The sequence below is a fragment of the Caballeronia sp. LjRoot34 genome, from assembly GCF_964253815.1.
In the GTDB taxonomy this organism is placed as follows: Bacteria; Pseudomonadota; Gammaproteobacteria; order Burkholderiales; family Burkholderiaceae; genus Caballeronia.
Genome location: NZ_CAXUSB020000001.1, coordinates 766,582 through 787,213, shown reverse-complemented (window position 1 = coordinate 787,213; position 20,632 = coordinate 766,582). Strand labels below are relative to the sequence as shown.

17 protein-coding genes are annotated in these 20,632 nt (G+C 59.6%); 10 read left to right on the top strand and 7 right to left on the bottom strand.

All coding sequences use genetic code 11. The features are described from left to right. Positions 1-16 precede the first annotated feature (16 nt). The 4 genes from ACSQ36_RS03375 to clpS form a co-directional block, all read right to left on the bottom strand. Positions 17-823 carry a DeoR/GlpR family DNA-binding transcription regulator gene (locus tag ACSQ36_RS03375; protein ID WP_436180902.1) on the bottom strand — a complete coding sequence of 269 codons (807 nt, stop codon included), beginning with the start codon at positions 821-823 and terminating at the stop codon, positions 17-19. Positions 824-905: 82 nt separating this feature from the next. Continuing rightward, the gene (locus ACSQ36_RS03370) at positions 906-2,201 is read right to left on the bottom strand and encodes an amino acid permease (RefSeq protein ID WP_436183075.1); all 1,296 of its coding nucleotides are present in this window, start codon (positions 2,199-2,201) and stop codon (positions 906-908) included. A 220-nt stretch (positions 2,202-2,421) separates the two neighbouring features. After that, the gene (clpA, locus tag ACSQ36_RS03365; protein WP_213762335.1) at positions 2,422-4,722 is read right to left on the bottom strand and encodes an ATP-dependent Clp protease ATP-binding subunit ClpA; all 2,301 of its coding nucleotides are present in this window, start codon (positions 4,720-4,722) and stop codon (positions 2,422-2,424) included. Beyond that, the gene (clpS, locus tag ACSQ36_RS03360; protein WP_031359828.1) at positions 4,719-5,033 is read right to left on the bottom strand and encodes an ATP-dependent Clp protease adapter ClpS; all 315 of its coding nucleotides are present in this window, start codon (positions 5,031-5,033) and stop codon (positions 4,719-4,721) included. Before clpS ends, clpA begins: the two co-directional genes overlap by 4 nt. A 630-nt stretch (positions 5,034-5,663) precedes the next feature. Here clpS and ACSQ36_RS03355 point away from each other — a divergent pair. Beyond that, positions 5,664-5,873 (top strand): cold-shock protein, encoded by a 210-nt coding sequence (locus ACSQ36_RS03355; protein WP_031359827.1) that lies wholly within the window; start codon positions 5,664-5,666, stop codon positions 5,871-5,873. A gap of 100 nt (positions 5,874-5,973) precedes the next feature. On the opposite strand, the gene ACSQ36_RS03350 is transcribed toward ACSQ36_RS03355, so the two are convergent. From ACSQ36_RS03350 to icd, 3 genes are all read right to left on the bottom strand, one after another. Beyond that, complete coding sequence (locus ACSQ36_RS03350; RefSeq protein ID WP_436180901.1) at positions 5,974-6,504, bottom strand: ImmA/IrrE family metallo-endopeptidase; 531 nt, start codon at positions 6,502-6,504, stop codon at positions 5,974-5,976. Between the two features lie 80 nt (positions 6,505-6,584). Next, positions 6,585-7,004, bottom strand: coding sequence for a hypothetical protein (locus ACSQ36_RS03345; protein WP_436180900.1), 420 nt, complete (start codon positions 7,002-7,004; stop codon positions 6,585-6,587). Positions 7,005-7,314: 310 nt separating this feature from the next. After that, positions 7,315-8,568, bottom strand: a complete 1,254-nt coding sequence (icd, locus tag ACSQ36_RS03340; RefSeq protein WP_213762332.1) for an NADP-dependent isocitrate dehydrogenase — start codon at positions 8,566-8,568, stop codon at positions 7,315-7,317. A 435-nt stretch (positions 8,569-9,003) separates the two neighbouring features. Between icd and ACSQ36_RS03335 the strand changes: the two genes are divergently transcribed. From ACSQ36_RS03335 to ACSQ36_RS03295, 9 genes are all read left to right on the top strand, one after another. Then, the gene (locus tag ACSQ36_RS03335) at positions 9,004-9,582 is read left to right on the top strand and encodes a pseudouridine synthase (protein ID WP_436180899.1); all 579 of its coding nucleotides are present in this window, start codon (positions 9,004-9,006) and stop codon (positions 9,580-9,582) included. Positions 9,583-9,911: 329 nt separating this feature from the next. Next, a complete protein-coding gene (locus ACSQ36_RS03330; RefSeq protein ID WP_213762330.1) occupies positions 9,912-10,106 on the top strand; it encodes a hypothetical protein in 195 nt (64 codons plus the stop codon). A gap of 340 nt (positions 10,107-10,446) precedes the next feature. Further along, positions 10,447-10,902 carry a DUF192 domain-containing protein gene (locus ACSQ36_RS03325; protein ID WP_218627180.1) on the top strand — a complete coding sequence of 152 codons (456 nt, stop codon included), beginning with the start codon at positions 10,447-10,449 and terminating at the stop codon, positions 10,900-10,902. A 359-nt stretch (positions 10,903-11,261) separates the two neighbouring features. Next, the gene (gene fusA, locus ACSQ36_RS03320) at positions 11,262-13,367 is read left to right on the top strand and encodes an elongation factor G (RefSeq protein WP_436180898.1); all 2,106 of its coding nucleotides are present in this window, start codon (positions 11,262-11,264) and stop codon (positions 13,365-13,367) included. Between the two features lie 146 nt (positions 13,368-13,513). Further along, complete coding sequence (locus tag ACSQ36_RS03315; protein ID WP_436180897.1) at positions 13,514-14,008, top strand: cupin domain-containing protein; 495 nt, start codon at positions 13,514-13,516, stop codon at positions 14,006-14,008. 259 nt (positions 14,009-14,267) lie between these two features. Then, entirely contained in the window at positions 14,268-15,953 is a 1,686-nt protein-coding gene (locus ACSQ36_RS03310; RefSeq protein ID WP_436180896.1) for an ABC transporter substrate-binding protein, read from the top strand. Positions 15,954-16,008: 55 nt separating this feature from the next. Continuing rightward, positions 16,009-17,040: an ABC transporter permease gene (locus ACSQ36_RS03305; protein WP_436180895.1), complete on the top strand. Its 1,032-nt coding sequence runs from the start codon at positions 16,009-16,011 to the stop codon at positions 17,038-17,040. Continuing rightward, positions 17,037-17,900: an ABC transporter permease gene (locus ACSQ36_RS03300; protein WP_436180894.1), complete on the top strand. Its 864-nt coding sequence runs from the start codon at positions 17,037-17,039 to the stop codon at positions 17,898-17,900. Before ACSQ36_RS03305 ends, ACSQ36_RS03300 begins: the two co-directional genes overlap by 4 nt. Further along, positions 17,897-19,969, top strand: coding sequence for a dipeptide ABC transporter ATP-binding protein (locus ACSQ36_RS03295; RefSeq protein WP_436180893.1), 2,073 nt, complete (start codon positions 17,897-17,899; stop codon positions 19,967-19,969). The genes ACSQ36_RS03300 and ACSQ36_RS03295 overlap by 4 nt, the downstream gene beginning before the upstream one ends. Positions 19,970-20,632 lie beyond the last annotated feature (663 nt).

Sequence of the window (20,632 nt, the reverse complement as noted above, 5' to 3'; positions counted from 1 at the left end):
CAGTTATTGTTTAGGGTTACTTACCATGAAATTCAAGAATCCCTTCTTCCCGCCGATGCACGTCCAGTCCAGCTTTGAGAATCAGGTCGAGTGTCGGCGGGTCAATGGCGTCATCGAGTACCAATCCGCCCAGGCGGCTCACGTGGCAGAAAACCTCGCCCTCACCTTGCAGCGCCGGCTGGTAAGCCACGACTACGATTCGTTTGGCGTTTTTTAACGCGGCTTTGAATACGCTTGCCAGACGCGGATCGGCGCACAGCAAATTGCCCTCGCGGTCGATACCGCTCGCCTCCAGCACCACCAGATCCAGCGACATCGCAAACAACGAGCGCTCGGCGTCCGGCCCAAGCAGCACGGTGGAATCGTCATCGAGCGAACCGCCGGTGAGACGCAATTCGCAGCGCATGAAACGCTGGACGGTCGGCACCATCGCGATGTCGTTAAGCGTCAGCGCGAGGTTTGCGCGGTCGGCAAGCAGCGGCAGCAACTTGTGCGTAATCAGACCTGCGCCAATGAACGCCGACGCGTGGTCATCGATGAAATCCGCCGCCATGCGCGCAATCGCCATATCGGCGGCCTGCCGTGTCGCGCTCGGAGGTACCGCTGCCAGCAGGTTCTCGCCGGGCCGTTGAGCGACGTAGCGCGCCTTGCCAAACGCCCGGATGAGGTAGCGCTGCTGCTCCAGGTAATTCAGGTCCGAGCGGATCGTGACGCTGGAGACGTCAAACGCCGTAGCGAGTTCGTCAACCGATACTTCCCCGCGCTTGCGGACAAGTTCGACGATACGCAGACGCCGATGAAGCGAATTCTTGTTGGCCAACACGGGCAGCACCACCTTTGCACTTTCGTTTCGAAAGATTTTAGTTTCGAAACGAAAGACATGCAAAGGGGTTTCTGGCCGGTGTTTACCCGCGTTTCCTATACCAGAGCAGGTAGGCGGCGACGAGAACGACCATGAATGCCAGACCGTAGACGAGCGTCATGCGAAATTCGCTCGTGAAGGCGGTGGTAATCATGATCGCGGCCATCAAACCCGCACCCAGCAAACTTCCGAACGGGTGCAGCACCATCCGGAAAGACAGTGCCGGTCCGTCGTACCGGGCGCGGAAAAAGAGGTGCGTGACGAAAATCATCAGCCAGGCGAACATCGCGCCGAAAATGGCTAGCGACATCATCAAGCCGAACGCCATCGCCGGCCAGAACGCGGTGAGGATGGTGGCCAGCGCAATGCCGCTAGTCGACAAAGACAGCGCGGCGGTGGGCACGCCGTTCGCGCTCAGACGCCCGAAGCGCGCCGGCGCGTAACCGGCCCGCGACAGGCTGAACATCATGCGGGTGGTGATGTAGAGCTGGCTGTTCATCGCGGAAAGCGCCGCGATCAGCACCACGAAGTTGATCACGCCCGCAGCGAACGGGACGTGCGTGGCGGCCATCACTTTGACGAACGGGCTTTCGTCGGTGCTGGCCTGCGTCCACGGAACAATCGCGAGCATCAACGCCAGCGTGAGCAGATAGAAGAGCACCAGCCGGAATACGGTCGAGCGAAATGCCCGGGCCACGGCGCGTTGCGGATCACGCGCTTCGCCGGCCGCGACCGCGATCGTCTCGATGTTCAGGTAGCTGAAAATGGACACGATGACCGCGAACCACATGCCCTTCACGCCGTGCGGAAAGAACCCGCCGTGCGCCGTGAAGTTGTTCAGCCCGACGCCTGACGACACCGGTGCGCCATACACGAACACCGCACCGAGCAAGATAAACGCAACGATCGCCACGATTTTCAGCATCGAAAACGCGTATTCGATCACGCCGTACACCTTGACGCTCGCCGCGTTCACGCCAATCAGCGCGGCGGAAAAACCAACGATCCAATACCAGCCCGGCACTTTCGCGAACCAGTACTTCATGAACACGGCGACCGCGCTGACCTCGGTGCCGACCGCAAACACGACGGCCGACCAGTACGCGTAGCGGACCAGATATCCCGCGAGCGGCCCGATATAAAACTCCGCGTACGCGCCAAACGATCCGGAAGTCGGGTGCGCAACGGTCATCTCGGCCAGCGCGCCCATCAGCAACAACGCGATCAACGCGCCGATCGCGTAGCTCACCAGCACGCTCGGCCCGGCGAAACCGATCGCGAAACCGCTGCCTAAAAAAAGCCCCGTTCCAATCGCGCCGCCGATAGCAATCATCGACATCTGTCCGGCGGTCAAACTCCGGTGCAGCCCCTTCTCCCGTTCGACAATGGTCTCGAACGACCCACGTTTAAAGCTCAAATCAACCTCTTGAAGTCATTATCCGCAACAAATGCGCACGCAAAAAAGCGAGGCGGCGCGGGAAATTTCCCCGCGCCGCCTCGCCGATGATGACACACCTCAAGCGTGCGTCACCTGACTTCAGTCATCGCTTGCTAATCAGTCACTCAACCTCGACCGCTTCCGGATTCGGATTACGCGGCACCGGGCTTTCGTCGAAAGTGAGTGCGACCTTGTCGTTCTCGTCCACATCCACCGTCACGCGACCACCCGACATCAACTTGCCGAACAGCAGTTCGTCCGCCAGCGCACGACGAATCGTGTCCTGGATCAGGCGCTGCATGGGACGTGCGCCCATCAGCGGGTCAAAACCGTGCTTCGCCAGATGCGCGCGCAAGCCGTCGGTGAAGACCGCATCGACCTTCTTCTCATGCAACTGATCTTCCAGTTGCATCAGGAATTTGTCGACCACGCGCATGATGATTTCCTCATCCAGCGAGCGGAAGCTGATGATCTGGTCCAGACGGTTCCGGAACTCAGGCGTGAACATCCGCTTGATATCGGCCATTTCGTCGCCGGTTTCCCGACGATTCGTGAATCCGATCACCGACTTCTGCATTGCTTCGGCACCCGCATTCGTCGTCATGATGATGATGACGTTGCGGAAATCCGCCTTGCGACCGTTGTTATCGGTCAACGTGCCATGGTCCATGACCTGCAGCAACACGTTGTAGATGTCCGGATGCGCCTTTTCGATTTCGTCGAGCAACAGCACGCAATGCGGCTTCTTCGTGACAGCTTCGGTCAGCAAACCACCCTGATCGAACCCGACATAACCCGGCGGCGCGCCAATCAGCCGGCTGACCGCGTGACGCTCCATATACTCGGACATGTCGAAACGCAGCAATTCGATACCCAGCGTGAACGCCAGTTGCTTCGCCACTTCCGTCTTGCCGACGCCCGTTGGGCCCGAGAACAGGAACGCGCCGATCGGCTTGTCCGTCTTGCCGAGACCCGCCCGCGCCATCTTGATCGCGGCGGCGAGTGCATCGATAGACTGGTCCTGACCAAACACCACGCTCTTCAGGTCACGATCCAGCGTTTGCAACTTGCTGCGATCGTCCTGCGACACGCTTTGCGGCGGGACGCGCGCGATCTTCGAGATGATCTCTTCGATCTCGTTCTTGCCGATGGTTTTCTTCTGCTTCGACTTCGGCAGGATGCGTTGAGCTGCGCCCGCTTCATCGATTACGTCGATAGCCTTGTCCGGCAGATGACGGTCCGTAATAAAGCGTGCCGACAATTCAGCCGCCGCGGACAGCGCCCCCGACGAATATTTCACGCCGTGGTGCTCTTCGAAACGCGACTTGAGACCGCGCAGGATCGCGATGGTCTGCTCAACCGTTGGTTCGGCGACATCGACCTTCTGGAAACGACGCGACAACGCTGCGTCTTTTTCGAAGATCCCGCGATATTCCGTGAACGTGGTCGCGCCGATGCACTTCAACTGACCCGACGACAATGCCGGCTTCAGCAGATTCGATGCGTCCAGCGTGCCGCCCGACGCAGCACCTGCGCCAATGAGCGTGTGAATTTCGTCGATGAACAGCACCGCATGCGGGCGTTCCTTCAACTCTTTCAGCACTGTCTTGAGACGTTGCTCGAAATCGCCACGATATTTAGTACCGGCCAGCAATGCGCCCATATCGAGCGAATACACCTGAGCGTCCGCAAGAATATCCGGCACTTCGCCACGCGTAATGCGCCAGGCGAGCCCTTCGGCAATGGCGGTTTTACCGACACCGGCTTCACCGACCAGCAGCGGATTGTTCTTTCTGCGACGGCACAGCACTTGCACCACGCGCTCGACTTCCAGTTCGCGGCCGATCAGCGGATCGATCTTGCCATCCTTCGCGAGCTGGTTCAGGTTCTGCGTGAATTGCGCAAGGGGAGTTTCCTTCTGCGCAGCCGCATCTTCTGCTTCCGGGTTCACGTCGCTGCTGGCCTTCGCTGCATCGCCGGAATTCGTCTTCGCGATGCCGTGCGAGATGAAATTGACGACGTCGAGGCGCGTCACACCCTGCTGTTGCAGGTAGTAGACAGCGTGCGAGTCTTTTTCACCGAAGATAGCGACAAGCACGTTCGCGCCAGTCACTTCCTTCTTACCATTCGATGTCGATTGCACGTGCATGATCGCGCGCTGAATCACGCGCTGAAAACCAAGCGTCGGCTGGGTATCGACATCGTCCGTGCCGGGCACGGTCGGGGTGTTGTCGTGAATGAAATTGCGCAGGTTTTGACGCAAATCTTCAATATTTGCTGCGCATGCGCGCAACACTTCAGCCGCGGTCGGGTTGTCCAACAAGGCCAGTAAAAGATGCTCGACCGTAATGAACTCGTGCCGCGCCTGACGTGCTTCCATAAACGCCATGTGCAGACTGACTTCCAGTTCCTGGGCAATCATGCTTCCTCCATCACACACTGCAGCGGATGACCCGCTTGCCTCGCGTGGCTAACGACTTGCTCAACTTTGGTCGACGCGATGTCCCGCGTATAGACCCCACAAACTCCCCTGCCCTCGCGATGAACCTTCAGCATGATTTGCGTCGCAGTCTCACGATCTTTATTGAAATGTTCCTGCACGACGAACACGACGAATTCCATCGGCGTGAAGTCGTCATTCAGCAGCACCACTTTGTACATGGACGGCTGTTTCAGCTTTTGTTCCTGCCGCTCCAGTACGGTGCCATCCTGCTTGTTGGGATTGATCGCCATACGCCCATTCTAAACAACTCGGACAGGCTCGCCATCTCGCCAAAACTCCGTTCGCGATGAGAACTGAACGGTGTCGCCGCACACTTCGCGCAACCTGTCGCTTGCTGAATTCCGCCAGCCCTTGTGACACGGGCCGACCCTCTTGAAACATCGTTGAATCCAGTATCGCACAGCTCTCAAAAAAACGAATTGTCCACTCGGACGCGGTCTGCCTTCGGTACCACCTTGGACGCCTTCCACGCGGCGACTGACTGAGTAATCCGCTTGTTCGAATCACTCATGCGACCTACTCCTGCAACCCGCTGCGACTGCTGGTGCCAGCCGCCTGTTGCCTGTACTCCTCATGTGCGTCGATTATGCGACTTTTCAAGATGGCGTGCTTGTGCGGCGGGATACGCGCAAAGCGGGAAAAACCCTTGAAATGAGGTCTTTACAACGCCTTGACAACCATCTCAAAATTTTCTTGACACGTGATTTAAGAGATTAAACAATCAAACTGGCACTTTTTTCCGAAAGCGTTTCAGTTGGAGAAAGGCCGCGGTGAGCTTGTGAGGAGGGGGCCATCCACATTGTGGGTTGCCAAGCTTTTCGAGCGTGCTCGTGGTAGCGACGAGAGTGAGAGGGGAAGTGATGTCAACTGGTACGGTCAAATGGTTCAACGACGCGAAAGGCTACGGATTCATCACGCCCGATGAAGGCGGCGAGGATCTGTTTGCTCATTTCTCGGCGATACAGATGAATGGTTTCAAGACCCTCAAGGAAGGCCAGAAGGTCAGCTTTGAGATCGTCCAGGGACCCAAGGGCAAACAGGCGTCGAACATCCAGGAATCTGCTGCCTGACCGTTCGATAGCGCGCTGTCCTCGAAACCCGGCATTGCGCCGGGTTTTTTTATTTTTGCATCGCGAGGGGAAACCCGCAGGGCGCACCCTGGCCTTTTACCTATTTGTGTTTGCCAATTCCGACATTCCTCAATCGGAACTCCATGGCCGGATGGGAAACACGAAATTTAACCGCCATCACGTCGATAAACCGCGTCAACGGCATTTTCTCGGTGTTGTGCTCCGCCTTGTAAGCATCGATTACGCGCCGTCCCAACGACTCAATGAGCTGTTGCGGCATCAACAGTTCCGCAGCAAACCGGTTTGCCTCGGATTCGTAACTGTTCCAATAGGATTCGCTGCGATTCATAGTGCTTTTGTCGTCGATAAATTCGTGGCGATCGGTGGATCTGTGCATGCAAAAGTGCGCTATTTCGTGAGCCAGGGTGAATCGACGCCTTGGGCCATAGGCATTTTCCGCCGGATTGATCCAGACTCTCGCCGGCCCCTCGTGACTCAGCGTTATCTTGCCGATCGTATTGGCAGCGCCAGGATCCGCATGTTCGGTCACCTCGATCTGGAGCAACCGCGCGATTTCGTCGACGTCGATGGGGGGTGCGGACTCCACCATGTCGTAATGGCGCTCGGCCATCAAAAATGCCGCCAACGCTGCGGTGGTTCGCAAGACAGGTATTGCGGAAACGATTGTCATATTCTCCCCTCTCAAACGGTCTAGGCACTTTCCAGGTCGCTGGCGATACGGGTCAGCGCATCATGTTCGCTGCGCGCACGTGCCTTACGCTGGTCCGCGTTGTCCAGTTGCGCACGCATCACCTCCCTGAGTTTTTCCTTTACCTGATCGTCAAAATGCTGGACCACTTCGGCGTTCTTCATGACTTCTTTCACCACTTCGACCGCGCACCCGTTAGTGCGGCCCATTTCGGCCACCAATGCCGCAAAGGCGTCCGCGACGTGCCGTTCTTTCTCCATGGCGAAATGCTGCGTGAAAATCAAACCCGCCATGGTCAGGAAAACGGCAACCGCCGCGATCATGAATGTTGAGTAGACAATGTATGTGTTCGCAATGGAAATTGCGTCGGCACCGCTCGCCAGGCTCGTTGAACTAAACCGGTTTATCAGCGTGAACGCCACAACACCTCCGACCACGCCGCCGGCAAGGCCACCAAGCAAACCACGGGTTTCCGCCGCGAGCCAGCGGGCGAACAACGTAGTCAGGTGCGAATTTTGGTGAGGCATAGGCGCGTCCAACGTAAGGCGAACTGTATAAAAACACATATGTTGTCCAGCAAATCGAGGGTATCACTCCGCTGCAGTGAAACAGTCGCTTGCGACAAGTTTTGACAGAGTTGTGCGGAGTAGCCCGATCGCGTTCGCGCTGCCCATGAAAAAGCCCCGGGCGAGTGACTCGCGCCGGGGCTTTCCTTAAGAAGCTTGGCCGAACTTACATATTTTCGATCAGAACCTGCCCGAAGCCCGAGCATGAAACCTGCGTCGCGCCTTCCATCAAACGCGCGAAGTCATACGTCACGCGCTTTTGCAGGATCGACTTTTCCATCGACTTGATGATGACGTCCGCCGCCTCAGTCCAGCCGAGGTGGCGCAGCATCATTTCAGCCGACAGGATTTCCGAACCCGGATTCACATAGTCCTTGCCCGCGTATTTCGGCGCGGTGCCGTGCGTGGCTTCGAACATGGCCACCGAATCCGACATGTTCGCGCCCGGCGCAATGCCAATACCGCCAACCTGGGCCGCCAGCGCATCCGACACATAATCGCCGTTCAGGTTCAGCGTGGCGATCACATCGTACTCGGCCGGGCGCAGCAGGATCTGCTGGAGGAACGCATCTGCGATAACGTCCTTTAGCACAACGTCGCCGCCCTTCGGGCTCTTGATCTTCATCCACGGGCCGCCGTCGATGAGTTCCGCACCGAACTCCTTCTGGGCCAGCGCATAGCCGAAATCACGGAACGCACCTTCCGTGTATTTCATGATGTTGCCCTTGTGCACGAGCGTGACGGTGTTGCGATTGTGGTCGATGGCGTACTGGATCGCCTTGCGGACCAGGCGCTCCGTGCCTTCACGCGACACCGGCTTGATACCGATCCCCGACGTTTCCGGGAAGCGGATCTTCGTCACACCCATTTCTTCGCGCAGGAACTTGATGACCTTCTTCGCCTCTTCCGACTCGGCCGCCCATTCGATGCCGGCGTAGATGTCTTCCGAGTTCTCACGGAAGATGACCATGTTGACCTTTTCCGGCTCGCGCACAGGCGACGGCACGCCCTTGAAATACTGCACCGGGCGCAGGCAGACATACAGGTCAAGTTGCTGGCGCAGCGCGACATTCAGCGAACGGATGCCCCCGCCGACCGGCGTGGTAAGCGGCCCTTTGATAGAAACGACATATTCCTTCAGCACGTCCAGCGTTTCATCCGGCAGCCACACGTCGGGGCCGTACACCTTGGTGGCCTTCTCGCCCGCGAAGATTTCCATCCAGTGGATCTTCTTCTTGCCTGCATAGGCTTTTTCCACCGCTGCGTCCACGACCTTGATCATCACCGGCGTGATGTCCAGACCCGTACCATCGCCTTCGATAAAAGGGATGATCGGCTGGTCGGAAACGTTGAGCGAGTAATCCGCATTGACGGTGATCTTGTCACCGCCCGTCGGAACCTTGATGTGCTGATACGGCATGGTCGACTCCAAAGATGGCTAGCTAGCTAAAACAGAAATGCGCAGAATGCGTTCGGAAATTCGGCGAAAAGCGGATGAGCGAACGGTGGCCGGGCCACCAGCGCCAATGCCGGCGCGGCGCCCGAGGCGACCAGAAGGGTATTCTAGCCCACCGTGCACAGGGCCTGCCCGGCACCCGTCTTGCCGCGTTGCAACAAAACGGTGCACGCAAGCGCGGTCCGAAAGACCGTGCGTTGATGCTATTGCCGCGATTGTGGCTGCCGTTGTGCCTACGATCGACCGCTGCCCGATTCATGTCTTATGTCTTATATAAGACATAAGACATGGCGCTTCGGATTATGCATTAATATCGCGCCATCCGCCATAGCCGGATTCCCGCGCTGCGCTTGAGCGCCGCCTCGTTTCCTTATTGCGTCTCCTCATCGATTCCCCGCCATGCCGCTGCTTGCTCTTAACAAACCGTTCGGCACTATCTGTCAATTTTCGCCGCACGAGAAGCATCCTTCGTTAGGCGTTTGGGTGAAGACGCCCGGCGTTTATCCGGCCGGCCGCCTGGACACGGACAGCGAAGGCCTGCTGCTCCTCACCGACGATGGCGCGCTCCAGGCGCGTATAGCCGAGCCCCGTCACAAGCTGGTCAAACGGTATTGGGCACAGGTGGACGGCGCGCCCGACGCAGATGCTCTCGAGCGTCTGGCGGCAGGTGTGGACCTCGGGGAATTCGTGACGCAGCCGTGTGTCGTGAAGCGGGTTGAACCCGTGGAACGGGTGGTCCAGCTTTGGCCACGTAACCCACCTATCCGATACCGCGCCGCCATTCCGACCACGTGGATCGAACTGTCGATCAGCGAGGGACGTAACCGGCAGGTGCGTCGAATGACCGCAGCCGTCGGATATCCAACACTGCGGTTGGTGCGCGTGGGTATCGGCGCGCTGGATATATTCAGTCTCGGACTCGCACCGGGCGCATCAACCGAACTGCCGCCGCGCGCGCCATGGAATGGCATCGTTTAAGCGTGAAGTTTCACCGGAACCCGGAGATTACAAATTAATTTCGGTTTCCAAACAATCATCGCTGCACGATTCCGAAAAAAACAGGTCAACGGACTTCCGCCATGCGGCGTTATTCGCTGCAGATGCCTTAAAACCGCCATCCGGCATTAGCGAAGGACCGCAACACACAGCCGGCACACGAAGGCTTTATGTAAGGTTCAAGCGCTCGCAGCGGGATCGAAGTTTTGTTCGAATCCCCTGTCAACCAAAAGGTGGATGGCTCGTTTACCGACATGACTCCATCGACCGGGTCATAAGGTTAAATCAAACTAAAGCTGAGGATTCACAACATGAACAAACTGATCGCTGCTCTCGTCGCTGGCCTGTTCGCAACGGCTGCATTTGCACAAGCTTCGGCTCCGGAAGCATCGGCTCCTGCAGCTGCTTCGACCGCTCACAAGTCGACACACAAGAAGTCGACCCACAAGAAGGCTACGCACAAGAAGGCAGCTTCGGCTGCAGCTGCTTCGGCCGCGTCGGAGTAAGTTGGTAATAGATCGCGGTAACGCGACGCTACACCAAGCAGTGCTGCCGCGAAAGCGGCATTGAAAGGCAGACACCTGGAAAGGTTTCTGCCTTTTTCTTTGGGTCTTGGGATCGGTTGGGTTATTGATGCGGGTTGTATTCGTCCACTCACTTTTTGTCGGCGTGCGCGCGCTCAAGTAACATGCGCCAGTCTTCACTGATTCTTCAGCTAACCGGCTTCATCTCACCAGGAGTTTCGCCGTGCGTCTTTCATGGCTCTCGCCCCGTTCGGTTTCATCGTTTGATCTTGGGCGTCTTGTGCGCCGCGCGCTTGTCGCGTTCTCCGTTCCACTCGTTTCGTTGATCGCGGTCGCGCCGCTGGCAGCACACGCTCAACCGCTGGCTGCAGAAGCAGGACAAATGCCGCCGGGTGCGAAAAAGCCCGCCGATTTTCCGCACACGAAACTCACCGCGGGCATGTATGTGATCGACGCAGCCGTGGCCGCGAACGATGCCGATCGCGAACAAGGCCTGATGTATCGCACGAAGCTCGAGCCCAACGAAGGCATGCTGTTCGTCTTCAATGAAACAGCCGTGCATTGTTTCTGGATGAAAAATACGTTGATCCCGCTGTCGATCGCATTCATGCGCGCGGACGGAACGATCACGGATATCGACGAAATGCAGGCCGAGACGGAAAACAACCACTGCCCGCGCAATAATGGTGTGTTCGCACTGGAAATGAGCAAAGGCTGGTTTGCATCGAAAGGACTTCAGCCGGGCATGCAGATCAAGGGGTTACCTGCATTGCAATAACGTATGCATCGAGCGGGGTTAGTCTCCGGGGTTAGTCTCTTCACGCCCCCGCTCACGCGGCGCTAGTCCCGCGAGTTGTGTCCGAAGCCGGCTGTCCGCTTTTTGCGCGCACGCCGGCTTTCTGCTTTTCACTGCACAGGACTCAACCCGGGACGGCGCCCGGGACACCGCGCGCGTCATCAAAGATTCATCTTTTTTGCCGAGCTGGCAAGAATCCTGCAAAGACCCTGTCGACGCGCTATTCTAATAAACCAGCGAAGTGAGCACCCAGCACGACAAAGCTTCGCTCCGGAGCCGCCGGACGGGCCATTGTGTCCGGTTCGGGCTACAAAGCTCCAACCAATCAACAGGAGGTTCAAGTGCCCCGCAAGACTCCCATCGACCGCTATCGGAATATTGGTATCAGCGCTCATATCGATGCCGGCAAGACCACCACCACCGAACGCATTCTTTTCTATACCGGTGTGAATCACAAAATTGGTGAAGTTCACAACGGCGCGGCCACGATGGACTGGATGGAGCAGGAACAGGAGCGCGGCATCACGATCACCTCCGCCGCCACCACGGCCTTCTGGAAAGGCATGGCGGGAAATTATCCGGAACACCGGATCAACATCATCGATACACCGGGACACGTCGACTTCACCATCGAAGTGGAACGCTCCATGCGCGTGCTCGACGGCGCCTGCATGGTCTATGACTCGGTGGGCGGGGTTCAGCCGCAATCCGAAACGGTCTGGCGCCAGGCCAACAAATACAAGGTGCCGCGCATTGCGTTCGTCAACAAGATGGACCGCGTGGGCGCCGACTTTTTCCGCGTGCAACGTCAGATTGGCGAGCGCCTGAAAGGCGTCGCCGTGCCTATGCAGATTCCCGTGGGCGCTGAGGAACACTTCCAGGGCGTGATCGACCTGGTCAAGATGAAAGCAATCATCTGGGACGAAGCCAGCCAGGGCGTGCTGTTCGAATACCAGGAAATCCCCGACAACCTGCTCGCCACCGCCGAAGAATGGCGCGAGAAGATGATCGAGGCCGCAGCAGACGCAAATGAAGCGCTGATGGACAAGTACATCGGCGGTGAGGCGATCAGCGAGGACGAGATCAAGGCAGCCATCCGCGCGCGCACGCTCAGGAGCGAGATCGTCCCCATGTTCTGCGGCAGCGCCTTCAAGAACAAGGGCGTGCAGGCCATGCTGGATGCGGTGATCGATTACTTGCCGTCGCCGGCGGACGTGCCCGCCATCATGGGCGTGGACGAGTACGACAATCATGCGGAACGTCATCCGACCGACGAAGATCCGTTCTCCGCGCTCGCCTTCAAGATCATGACGGACCCGTTTGTCGGCCAGTTGATCTTTTTCCGGGTGTATTCGGGCGTGGTGAATTCCGGCGATACGGTCTACAACGCGATCAAGGAAAAGAAGGAGCGGCTTGGCCGGATTCTCCAGATGCACGCGAACGAGCGTCAGGAAATCAAGGAAGTGCGCGCCGGCGATATTGCCGCGGCCGTGGGTCTGAAGGAAGCCACGACCGGCGACACGCTGTGCGATCCGGCTCATCCGATCATTCTCGAACGCATGATTTTCCCGGAACCGGTGATCTCCCAAGCGGTCGAGCCGAAGACGAAGCCCGACCAGGAAAAGATGGGTATCGCGTTGAACCGGCTGGCGCAGGAAGATCCATCGTTCCGCGTGCAGACCGACGAGGAATCCGGCCAGACCATCATCTCGGGCATGGGCGAGCTGCACCTGGAAATTCTGGTGGACCGGATGCGCCGCGAGTTCGGCGTCGAAGCGACGGTCGGCAAACCGCAGGTCGCGTATCGCGAGACGATCCGCATCCCGGTCGAAGATATTGAAGGCAAGTTCGTCAAGCAGTCGGGCGGACGCGGCCAATACGGTCACGTGGTGCTGAAGCTGGAACCACAGAAGCCGGGCACGGGTTACGAATTCGTCGATGCAATCAAGGGCGGCGTCGTGCCGCGCGAATACATTCCGGCGGTCGACAAGGGTATTCAGGAAACGCTGAAAGCCGGCGTGCTGGCAGGGTATCCGGTGGTGGACGTCAAGGTGACGCTGACCTTCGGCTCGTACCACGACGTGGACTCGAATGAAAACGCGTTCCGCATGGCTGGGTCGATGGCGTTCAAGGACGGCATGAGGAAAGCCAAGCCGGTGTTGCTCGAACCGATGATGGCCGTGGAAGTGGAAACGCCCGAGGATTTCATGGGCAACGTGATGGGCGATTTGTCGTCACGCCGCGGGATCGTGCAGGGTATGGAGGACATCGCGGGCGGCGGCGGCAAGATCGTGCGCGCCGAGGTGCCGCTGGCTGAAATGTTCGGCTACTCGACCACGCTGCGCTCGCTCACCCAAGGCCGCGCCACGTACACGATGGAGTTCAAGCACTATGCCGAGACGCCGAACAACGTCGCGGAATCCATCGTGAATTCGAAGTCCAAGTAGACGTTGCCAGGCTCGACGACGAGTTGGGCGACCGAAGAAGTCCGTTGTTGCCTACCGGCGGCAACGGACTTTTTTTGGGCTTTAGCCGGATTGAAGGTAGCGTAGATCGACGGCGGCTTTTCCACGGATCGGCGGAGACGAAGACAATGAGCGACGAACATCAGCACGAGCATGAGCACACCGACTGGCGCGAGAACGGCGTCAAGGTGATCAAGGGCGATCAACTCGATACCAACACCGCGCAAACGCCCGGCATGAATCGCGCGGCGGCGATCAACGCAGCGCGCGTAGGCGCGCAGAAAATCTGGGCCGGCACGGTCACGATTCATCCGAACGCGAAAACCGGCGCGCATCATCACGGCGCGCTGGAAAGCGTGATCTACGTCGTGCGCGGACAGGCGCGCATGAAATGGGGCAATCATCTGGAATTTACGGCCGAAGCCGGGCCGGGTGATTTCATCTTCGTGCCGCCGTATGTGCCGCATCAGGAGATCAATGCGCTCACCGATGAACCGCTGGAATGCGTACTCGTGCGCAGCGACAACGAGGCGGTGGTGGTGAATCTGAATATCGATGCGGTGGAGCAGCCCGAGGAAGTGTTCTGGGTCGATCCGATTCATAAACATCCGCATCAGCATTGAGCCCGACGGCATGACCACACGGAGGCGCGGAATTTTCTACCGCCCTCCTCACGCCTGGTCTGCAAGCTTTTCCGCAACGTCGTGGCTGTCCCACAGCACGCGCAATTAATTGGCATGTGAAACGCGCGCCGGGAATCGAAACACTATTTGCTCCGCTAAACTGAAAGCGCATCCGATTCCGTCGCTGCCGCCGTCCCTCGTTGGGCGGCGCGGTATCGTCGAGTCAAAACAACAACCGAACCCCGAACCGGACAGCCCGATGAAAAAGACCGTAACCGATCTGGACTCGCTCATCCCCTTCAATGCAGCGCTGGAGCAATCGAGGGGATCGGCAGGAGAACTCGGCAACCATGCCATCGACGAATTCAAGGCCGGCCGGCTGTCGCGACGCGAAGTGCTAAGGCACGCGAGCTTGCTGGGTTTATCGATGGCCGCTGGCGGGTTGATCGGCATGCCGCGCGCGCGGGCGCAAGCGCCTGCGGGCAAGCCCGGCGGCACGATCCGCGTCGCGCATCTGACGCCATCGGGTCAGGTCGATCCGCTCACCGTCACCGACCCCGCCGGCCTCGCGCTGATCAATCAGACGGGCGAATTTCTCATCGACGATGACGGTCAGGCGCTCGTGCTCCGCCCTTCCCTCGCGCTTTCGTGGAAGCCGAACGACAAGGGCGATGTATGGACCTTCAAGCTGCGCCCGAACGTCAAGTTCCACGACGGCCAGTCGATGACCGGCAAGGACGTCGCGGCAACCTTCAATCGGCTCGCCGATCCGGCCAGCGGATCAGCGGCGCTTTCGGTGCTCAAGGGCGTGCTGTCGAAGGGCTCGGTGAAGGTTATCGACGACATGACGGTCGAGTTCCATCTGGACGCGCCGAACGGCAACTTCCCGTATTACGTTTCCTCGGACACGTACAACGCCGTGATCCTGCCGGCGAATTTCAGCGGCACATACGAGAAGTCGTTCCCGGGCACGGGGCCATTCAAGTTTGAAAAATACACGCCGAAAGTGGGCGCGTCGTTTGTACGCAACCCGGATTACTGGGGCGACAAAGCGTTGCCCGACCGGGTGACGTTCGCGTTCTACGCCGACGAACAATCCGAGCTGCTTGCGTTGCAAGGCCGGCAAGCCGACGTGATGGGCGACTTCACCGTGCAGGGCGGGCTCAGCATGATGACGAATCCCGAGTTCAAGGTGCTCGGCGTGAAGTCGAGCGCGCATCGGCAAATGCATATGCGCACCGACACAGGCCCGTTCAAGGACAAACGCGTGCGCCAGGCATTGGCGCTGGCGGTGAATCGTGAGGTGATCGTGAAGGGGTTGTTCAAGGGCCACGCCACGCTCGGCAACGACAGTCCGTTCTCGCCGGTGTTTCCGTCCAGCGACCTGTCCGTGCCGCAGCGCAAACTCGATGTCGCGAAGGCAAAACAATTGCTCGCGGCAGCGGGCGTGCCGAACGGTTTCGACGTCACGCTCACGACCGAGAAGTACATGGAAATTCCCGATCTCGCGGTCGTGATCCAGAACGCGGCGAAGGCGGTCGGCATCCGCATCACGCTGAAGGTGGAAAGCCAGGAGCTGTATTACGGCGCGGGCACGTACGGCAAATCGGACTGGCTCGACTCGCCGCTCGGCATCACGGATTACGGACATCGCGGCGTGCCGAACGTGTTCCTCAATGCACCACTCACCAGCGAAGGTACGTGGAACGCGGCGCATTTCAAGAATCCGCAATACGACAAACTGGTAGCGGATTTCGTGGCGGCGCTCGACGTGGCATCGCAGAAAAAACTCTCAGGGCAAATCCAGACCCTGCTGCTCGATGAAACCCCGGTTGTGATTCCGTACTTCTACGATCAGTTGATCGTCACGCGGGCGAATGTGAAAGGCGTGCGCTTCAATGCCATTTCGCAGTTGTATTTCCAGCGCGCGACTATCGGCGCGTAGCCGGTTCATTTTGAATCTCGCGCTCATTGAAGGCTGACCCGAGGATGCTCCGATCATGAACACGGTCTCTCCTCCCGCCGCGCCGGGCGCGCCGAAAGTAAGCTCACGCAGCAACGCCGGAAGCGCCGCGCGCATTGCGCGGTTTATCGGCGTGCGGCTGCTGCTCGCGGTCATCACGTTGTGGCTGTTGTCGGTGATCGTGTTCGCGGGCGGCCAGTTGCTTCCCGGCGATGTCGGCCGCGCAATCCTCGGGCCGCTGGCCGACGCCCGCGCGGTCGCCGCGCTCAATCATCAACTGGGTGTCGACCGGCCGTTGCTCACGCAATATGCCGGCTGGATCGCCCACTTCCTGCGCGGCGACATGGGCGAGTCGTATGCGTATCGCGCGCCGGTGGCACCCTTCATAGGCGACGCGTTGTTGAATTCGGCCAAGCTCGGCGCGCTGGCGTTTATCGTCGTCGTGCCGCTTGGCATTGCCGGCGGCGTTTACTCCGCGCTGCACGAAGGCCGCTGGATCGACCGGACCATCAGCATTGCGGGGTTATCGGCGACAGTCGTGCCGGAGTTCGTCTCCTCCATCGTGCTGATCCTCGTGTTCGGCATCTGGCTGCAATGGCTGCCGATTGAAGCAACGTTTCCGCCCGGGTCGAATGTATTCGTCCAGTTGCAGCATCTGATCCTGCCGGTGTTGCCGCTGGTGCTGGTGTTCTTCGGTTACATCGCACGAATGGCGCGCGCCGGCACCGTTGAAGCACTCGATGCCGACTACACGCGCACCGCGATCCTCAAGGGCCTGCCACGCCGCGTGGTGATCATGCGCCACGTGCTGCGCAATGCGTTGCTGCCAACCGTTACCGTCGCCGCGACGCAACTCGGCTATATGATCGGCGGGCTGGTGGTCGTGGAGACGCTGTTCCACTATCAGGGCATTGGCTCGCTCATTTATAACGCCGCCAAAGGCAAGGACTTTCCGATGCTCGAAGCCGGCGTGCTGACCGTCGGCGTGATTTATACGGCGGCGAACCTGATCGCGGATGCGCTGTATGTCGTGTTGAATCCGCGCTTGCGGGTGAGGAACGCGCAATGAGCACCGCAACCGTCGCGCCCGCGCCGCACAAGGCGCCGCGTTTCGAACGCAGCAAGGCCTTGCTGCGTTCACCCACGTTCGTGGTCGGCGTGCTGATCCTGTTGTTCTGGGTCGCGTGCGCGCTGATCGGACATTGGGTCGTGCCGCAGGACCCGTACGCGTCCGATCCGTTGAACTCGCTCACGCCGCCTGACGCCACGCACTGGTTCGGCACCGATCAACTCGGCCGCGATGTGTTCGCGCGCGTGATCGTTGGCGCGCGCGACATTCTTACCATCGCGCCGCTGGCGACCCTGCTCGGAACACTAGCCGGGACGGCGGTTGGCTTGATCGTGGGTTATTTCGATGGATGGGTGGACAACGTGATCGGCCGGCTGATCGATGCGGTGCTCGCGTTGCCGCTGGTGATCGTCGCTCTGCTCGCGCTCGCGGCGGTCGGCGCGAGCAACGTCACCGTGATCCTGGTGATCGGCATCACCTTCATGCCGATCACCGCGCGCACCGTGCGCGCCGCCGTGTTCGCCGAGCGCAATCTGGACTACGTGCTGGCGGCGCAATTGCGCGGCGAAAACGCGTTCTACATCATGTTCGCGGAGATCCTGCCGAACGTGCTGCAGCCGATCATCGTGGAAGCGACCGTGCGGCTCGGTTACGCCATTTTCGCGGTCGCCACGCTGTCGTTCCTCGGCTTCGGCATTCAGCCGCCATCGGCCGACTGGGGCCTCGCCCTCTCCGAGTGCTACACGCTGATGGCGGGTGGCGCATGGTGGACCGTCGTGTTCGACGCCGCGGCAATCGCCTCGCTGGTAGTGGGCGTGAACCTCGTCGCCGATGGTATTCAGGGAGTGCTCGAACGATGAACGGACCGCCGCCGTCGGCCTTCCCCATCTTCGATGGATCGAAGAGCGCCGAAACCGATGCGCTGACTCTTGTCGGCCTGACGGTCGCGTACCGTTCGCGCGGGCGGGACCGTGAAGTATTGCAGGACATCTCGTTACGGATAAAACGCGGCGAGGCGTATGGGCTGGTTGGCGAATCCGGCTGTGGAAAGTCCACCGCGGCCCTCGCGATATTGCGTTATCTGCCGCGCAACGGCCGCGTGAAGTCGGGGAAGATTTCGATCGCCGGACACGACATTGCTTCGATGAACGCCGATGCATTGCGGCACATGCGCGCCAACGCGGTATCGATGGTTTATCAGGACCCGGGCCGCGCGTTGAATCCGTCGTTGACGATTGCGCGGCAGGTGTCCGAGGCGTTCGAGCTCGCGGGTGCGTCGGTGCATGAAGCGCTGGAACACGCCATCGACATCTTGCGGCGCGTGCGGATCTCGTCGCCCGAACGTGTGATGGATAGTTATCCACATCAATTGTCGGGCGGCATGCAGCAACGCGTGGTCATCGCGATGGCGCTCGCGTGCAATCCGGAGTTGCTGATCCTCGACGAACCGACTACCGGGCTCGACGCCACGGTGGAAGCCGAGGTGCTCGACCTGATCGCGCAATTACGCGAGGAGCTTGGCACAGCGGTGCTTTTCATCAGCCACAATCTGGCGGTGATTGGGCGGATGTGTGATCGCGTGGGCGTGTTGTATGCGGGAAAACTGGTTGAAGAAGGCACGACGCGCGATGTATTCGCGCGGCCGCGGCATCCGTACACGGTGGGCTTGCTGCGCTGCCTGCCGACCACGGGACGCAGTAAGGACACGGGCCGGCTCGACACCATCCCCGGCTCGCTGCCGCTGCCGGGATCGGTGACGCAGGGGTGCATCTATGCGCAGCGCTGCAAGCTCGCCGATGACCGTTGTCGTCGTGACGCACCACCGCCGTACCGGGTCGCGGCCGCGCATGGCGACCAAATGGCGCGCTGTCACTATCACGAACGTGCAATCGACTTGCCGCGTGCAACGCCGGAGGTTTTGAGCGCGGCTGTCGACCGGACAGATGCACCGGTTGCGTTGCGCGCGGAGAATTTATCGAAGACGTTTCATGTCGGCGGGGAGTCGCTGCGGGCGGTACACGATGTATCACTGGAACTGGCGCTGGGTGAAACGCTTGGGCTAGTCGGCGAGTCAGGCAGCGGCAAGACGACGCTCGCTAAGCTGTTGCTGGGCTTACTCTCGCCGGATGTGGGCGGCGTCATAGAACTCGACGGCGCCGCTCTGCCCGCGCGCGTGACAAACCGTAACGACGAGCAGGTCAAGTCGCTGCAGATCGTGTTCCAGAATCCGGATTCCGCGTTGAACCGGGCGCATTCGGTGCGTCGGCTGATCGCGCGGTCGTTGTCGAAACTCGGTGCGTTGCGGGGGGCGGCGAAGGAAGCGCGGCTGCAATCGCTGACCGCCGCCGTGCGTTTGCCCGAGCGTTACCTGAGCTCGCGCACGCGGCAATTGTCGGGCGGGTTGAAACAGCGCGTGGCGATTGCGCGTGCGTTCGCCGGCGATCCGCGCGTCGTGGTCTGCGACGAGCCCACGTCCGCCCTCGATGTCTCCGTGCAAGCCGCCATCCTGAACCTGCTTGCCGACTTGCAGCGCGAACGCGGCGTGAGTTATGTGTTTATCTCGCACGACCTGCACGTGGTGCGTTATTTATCCGATCGTATCGCGGTGCTGTATCTCGGCCGGCTGATGGAGATTGGCCGTGCGACGGACGTGTTCGACGGGCCGCATCATCCTTATACCGAGGCGTTGTTGTCGTCGATTCCTGCAGTCGGCGATGAACCGCTGGCGCGCGAGCGTATCCGCCTTTCAGGCGAGTTGCCGAGTGCTGCGGATCCGCCGTCGGGGTGCGTGTTTCATACCCGCTGTCCGCGCAAGATTGGAGCGATCTGCGAGCAGGAGGAGCCGCCGTACGCGCATGCCGCCGATGGGCACAGGATTCGGTGTCATATTCCCGTAGCCGAATTGAAGCGCTTGCAAAAGCCTGAATGAGACGCTCGCGCCGGTGGATTGGGGGTGGATTCTGGTGGGTTCCGAGGTTAGCGGTTGGGGTTGGTGCCAGGTTCTGGGTTAGTGGTTCTGGTCTATGCCGGGTTGGTGCTTTCGGCGTTAGTGGTCTGCTTGAGTCGGATTTTCTCTTTATCACTATTAGCCACTGTGCGTGGCGGCACGTCATTTCTTTGTCCAAAGCGACAAAGAAACGAAGCAAAGAAAACGCTTTAACCGCTCTACCCTAAGTGTCCACAGCGTGCAGTTTTCATTCATGGGTGCCCCAAAAGCACGGTGCTCGCCAGAGCCACGGATGTGTGAACCCCTCCTTCTCGCGAATCCTGACACGAACACGCTTCGCCCCGTACGCTCTCGGGCAAGCACCATTGCCAAGGAACCCGCGCGGCCTCACGCGTTCTGGCTGCCGCGCTCTTCGCGTGTCAGCTACGTGGTCTGACGGTTATGTCCGTAGGTCACGGCACCACGCATGTTGTTGCTCCAGTTTTGGTGAGTTACCCGCGCGGTCCGCACAGTTATTTTCGTGGGTACGGCCTTACGCATCTTCGCAATCTCGTTTCCAGCGGGGTTGGCGACATGGTTCGAGGCGCGTGAACATTTGGTGGTTGGTTGTCCGCGGATAGCGCGGGGTGCCCCTTGGGCAGGTTC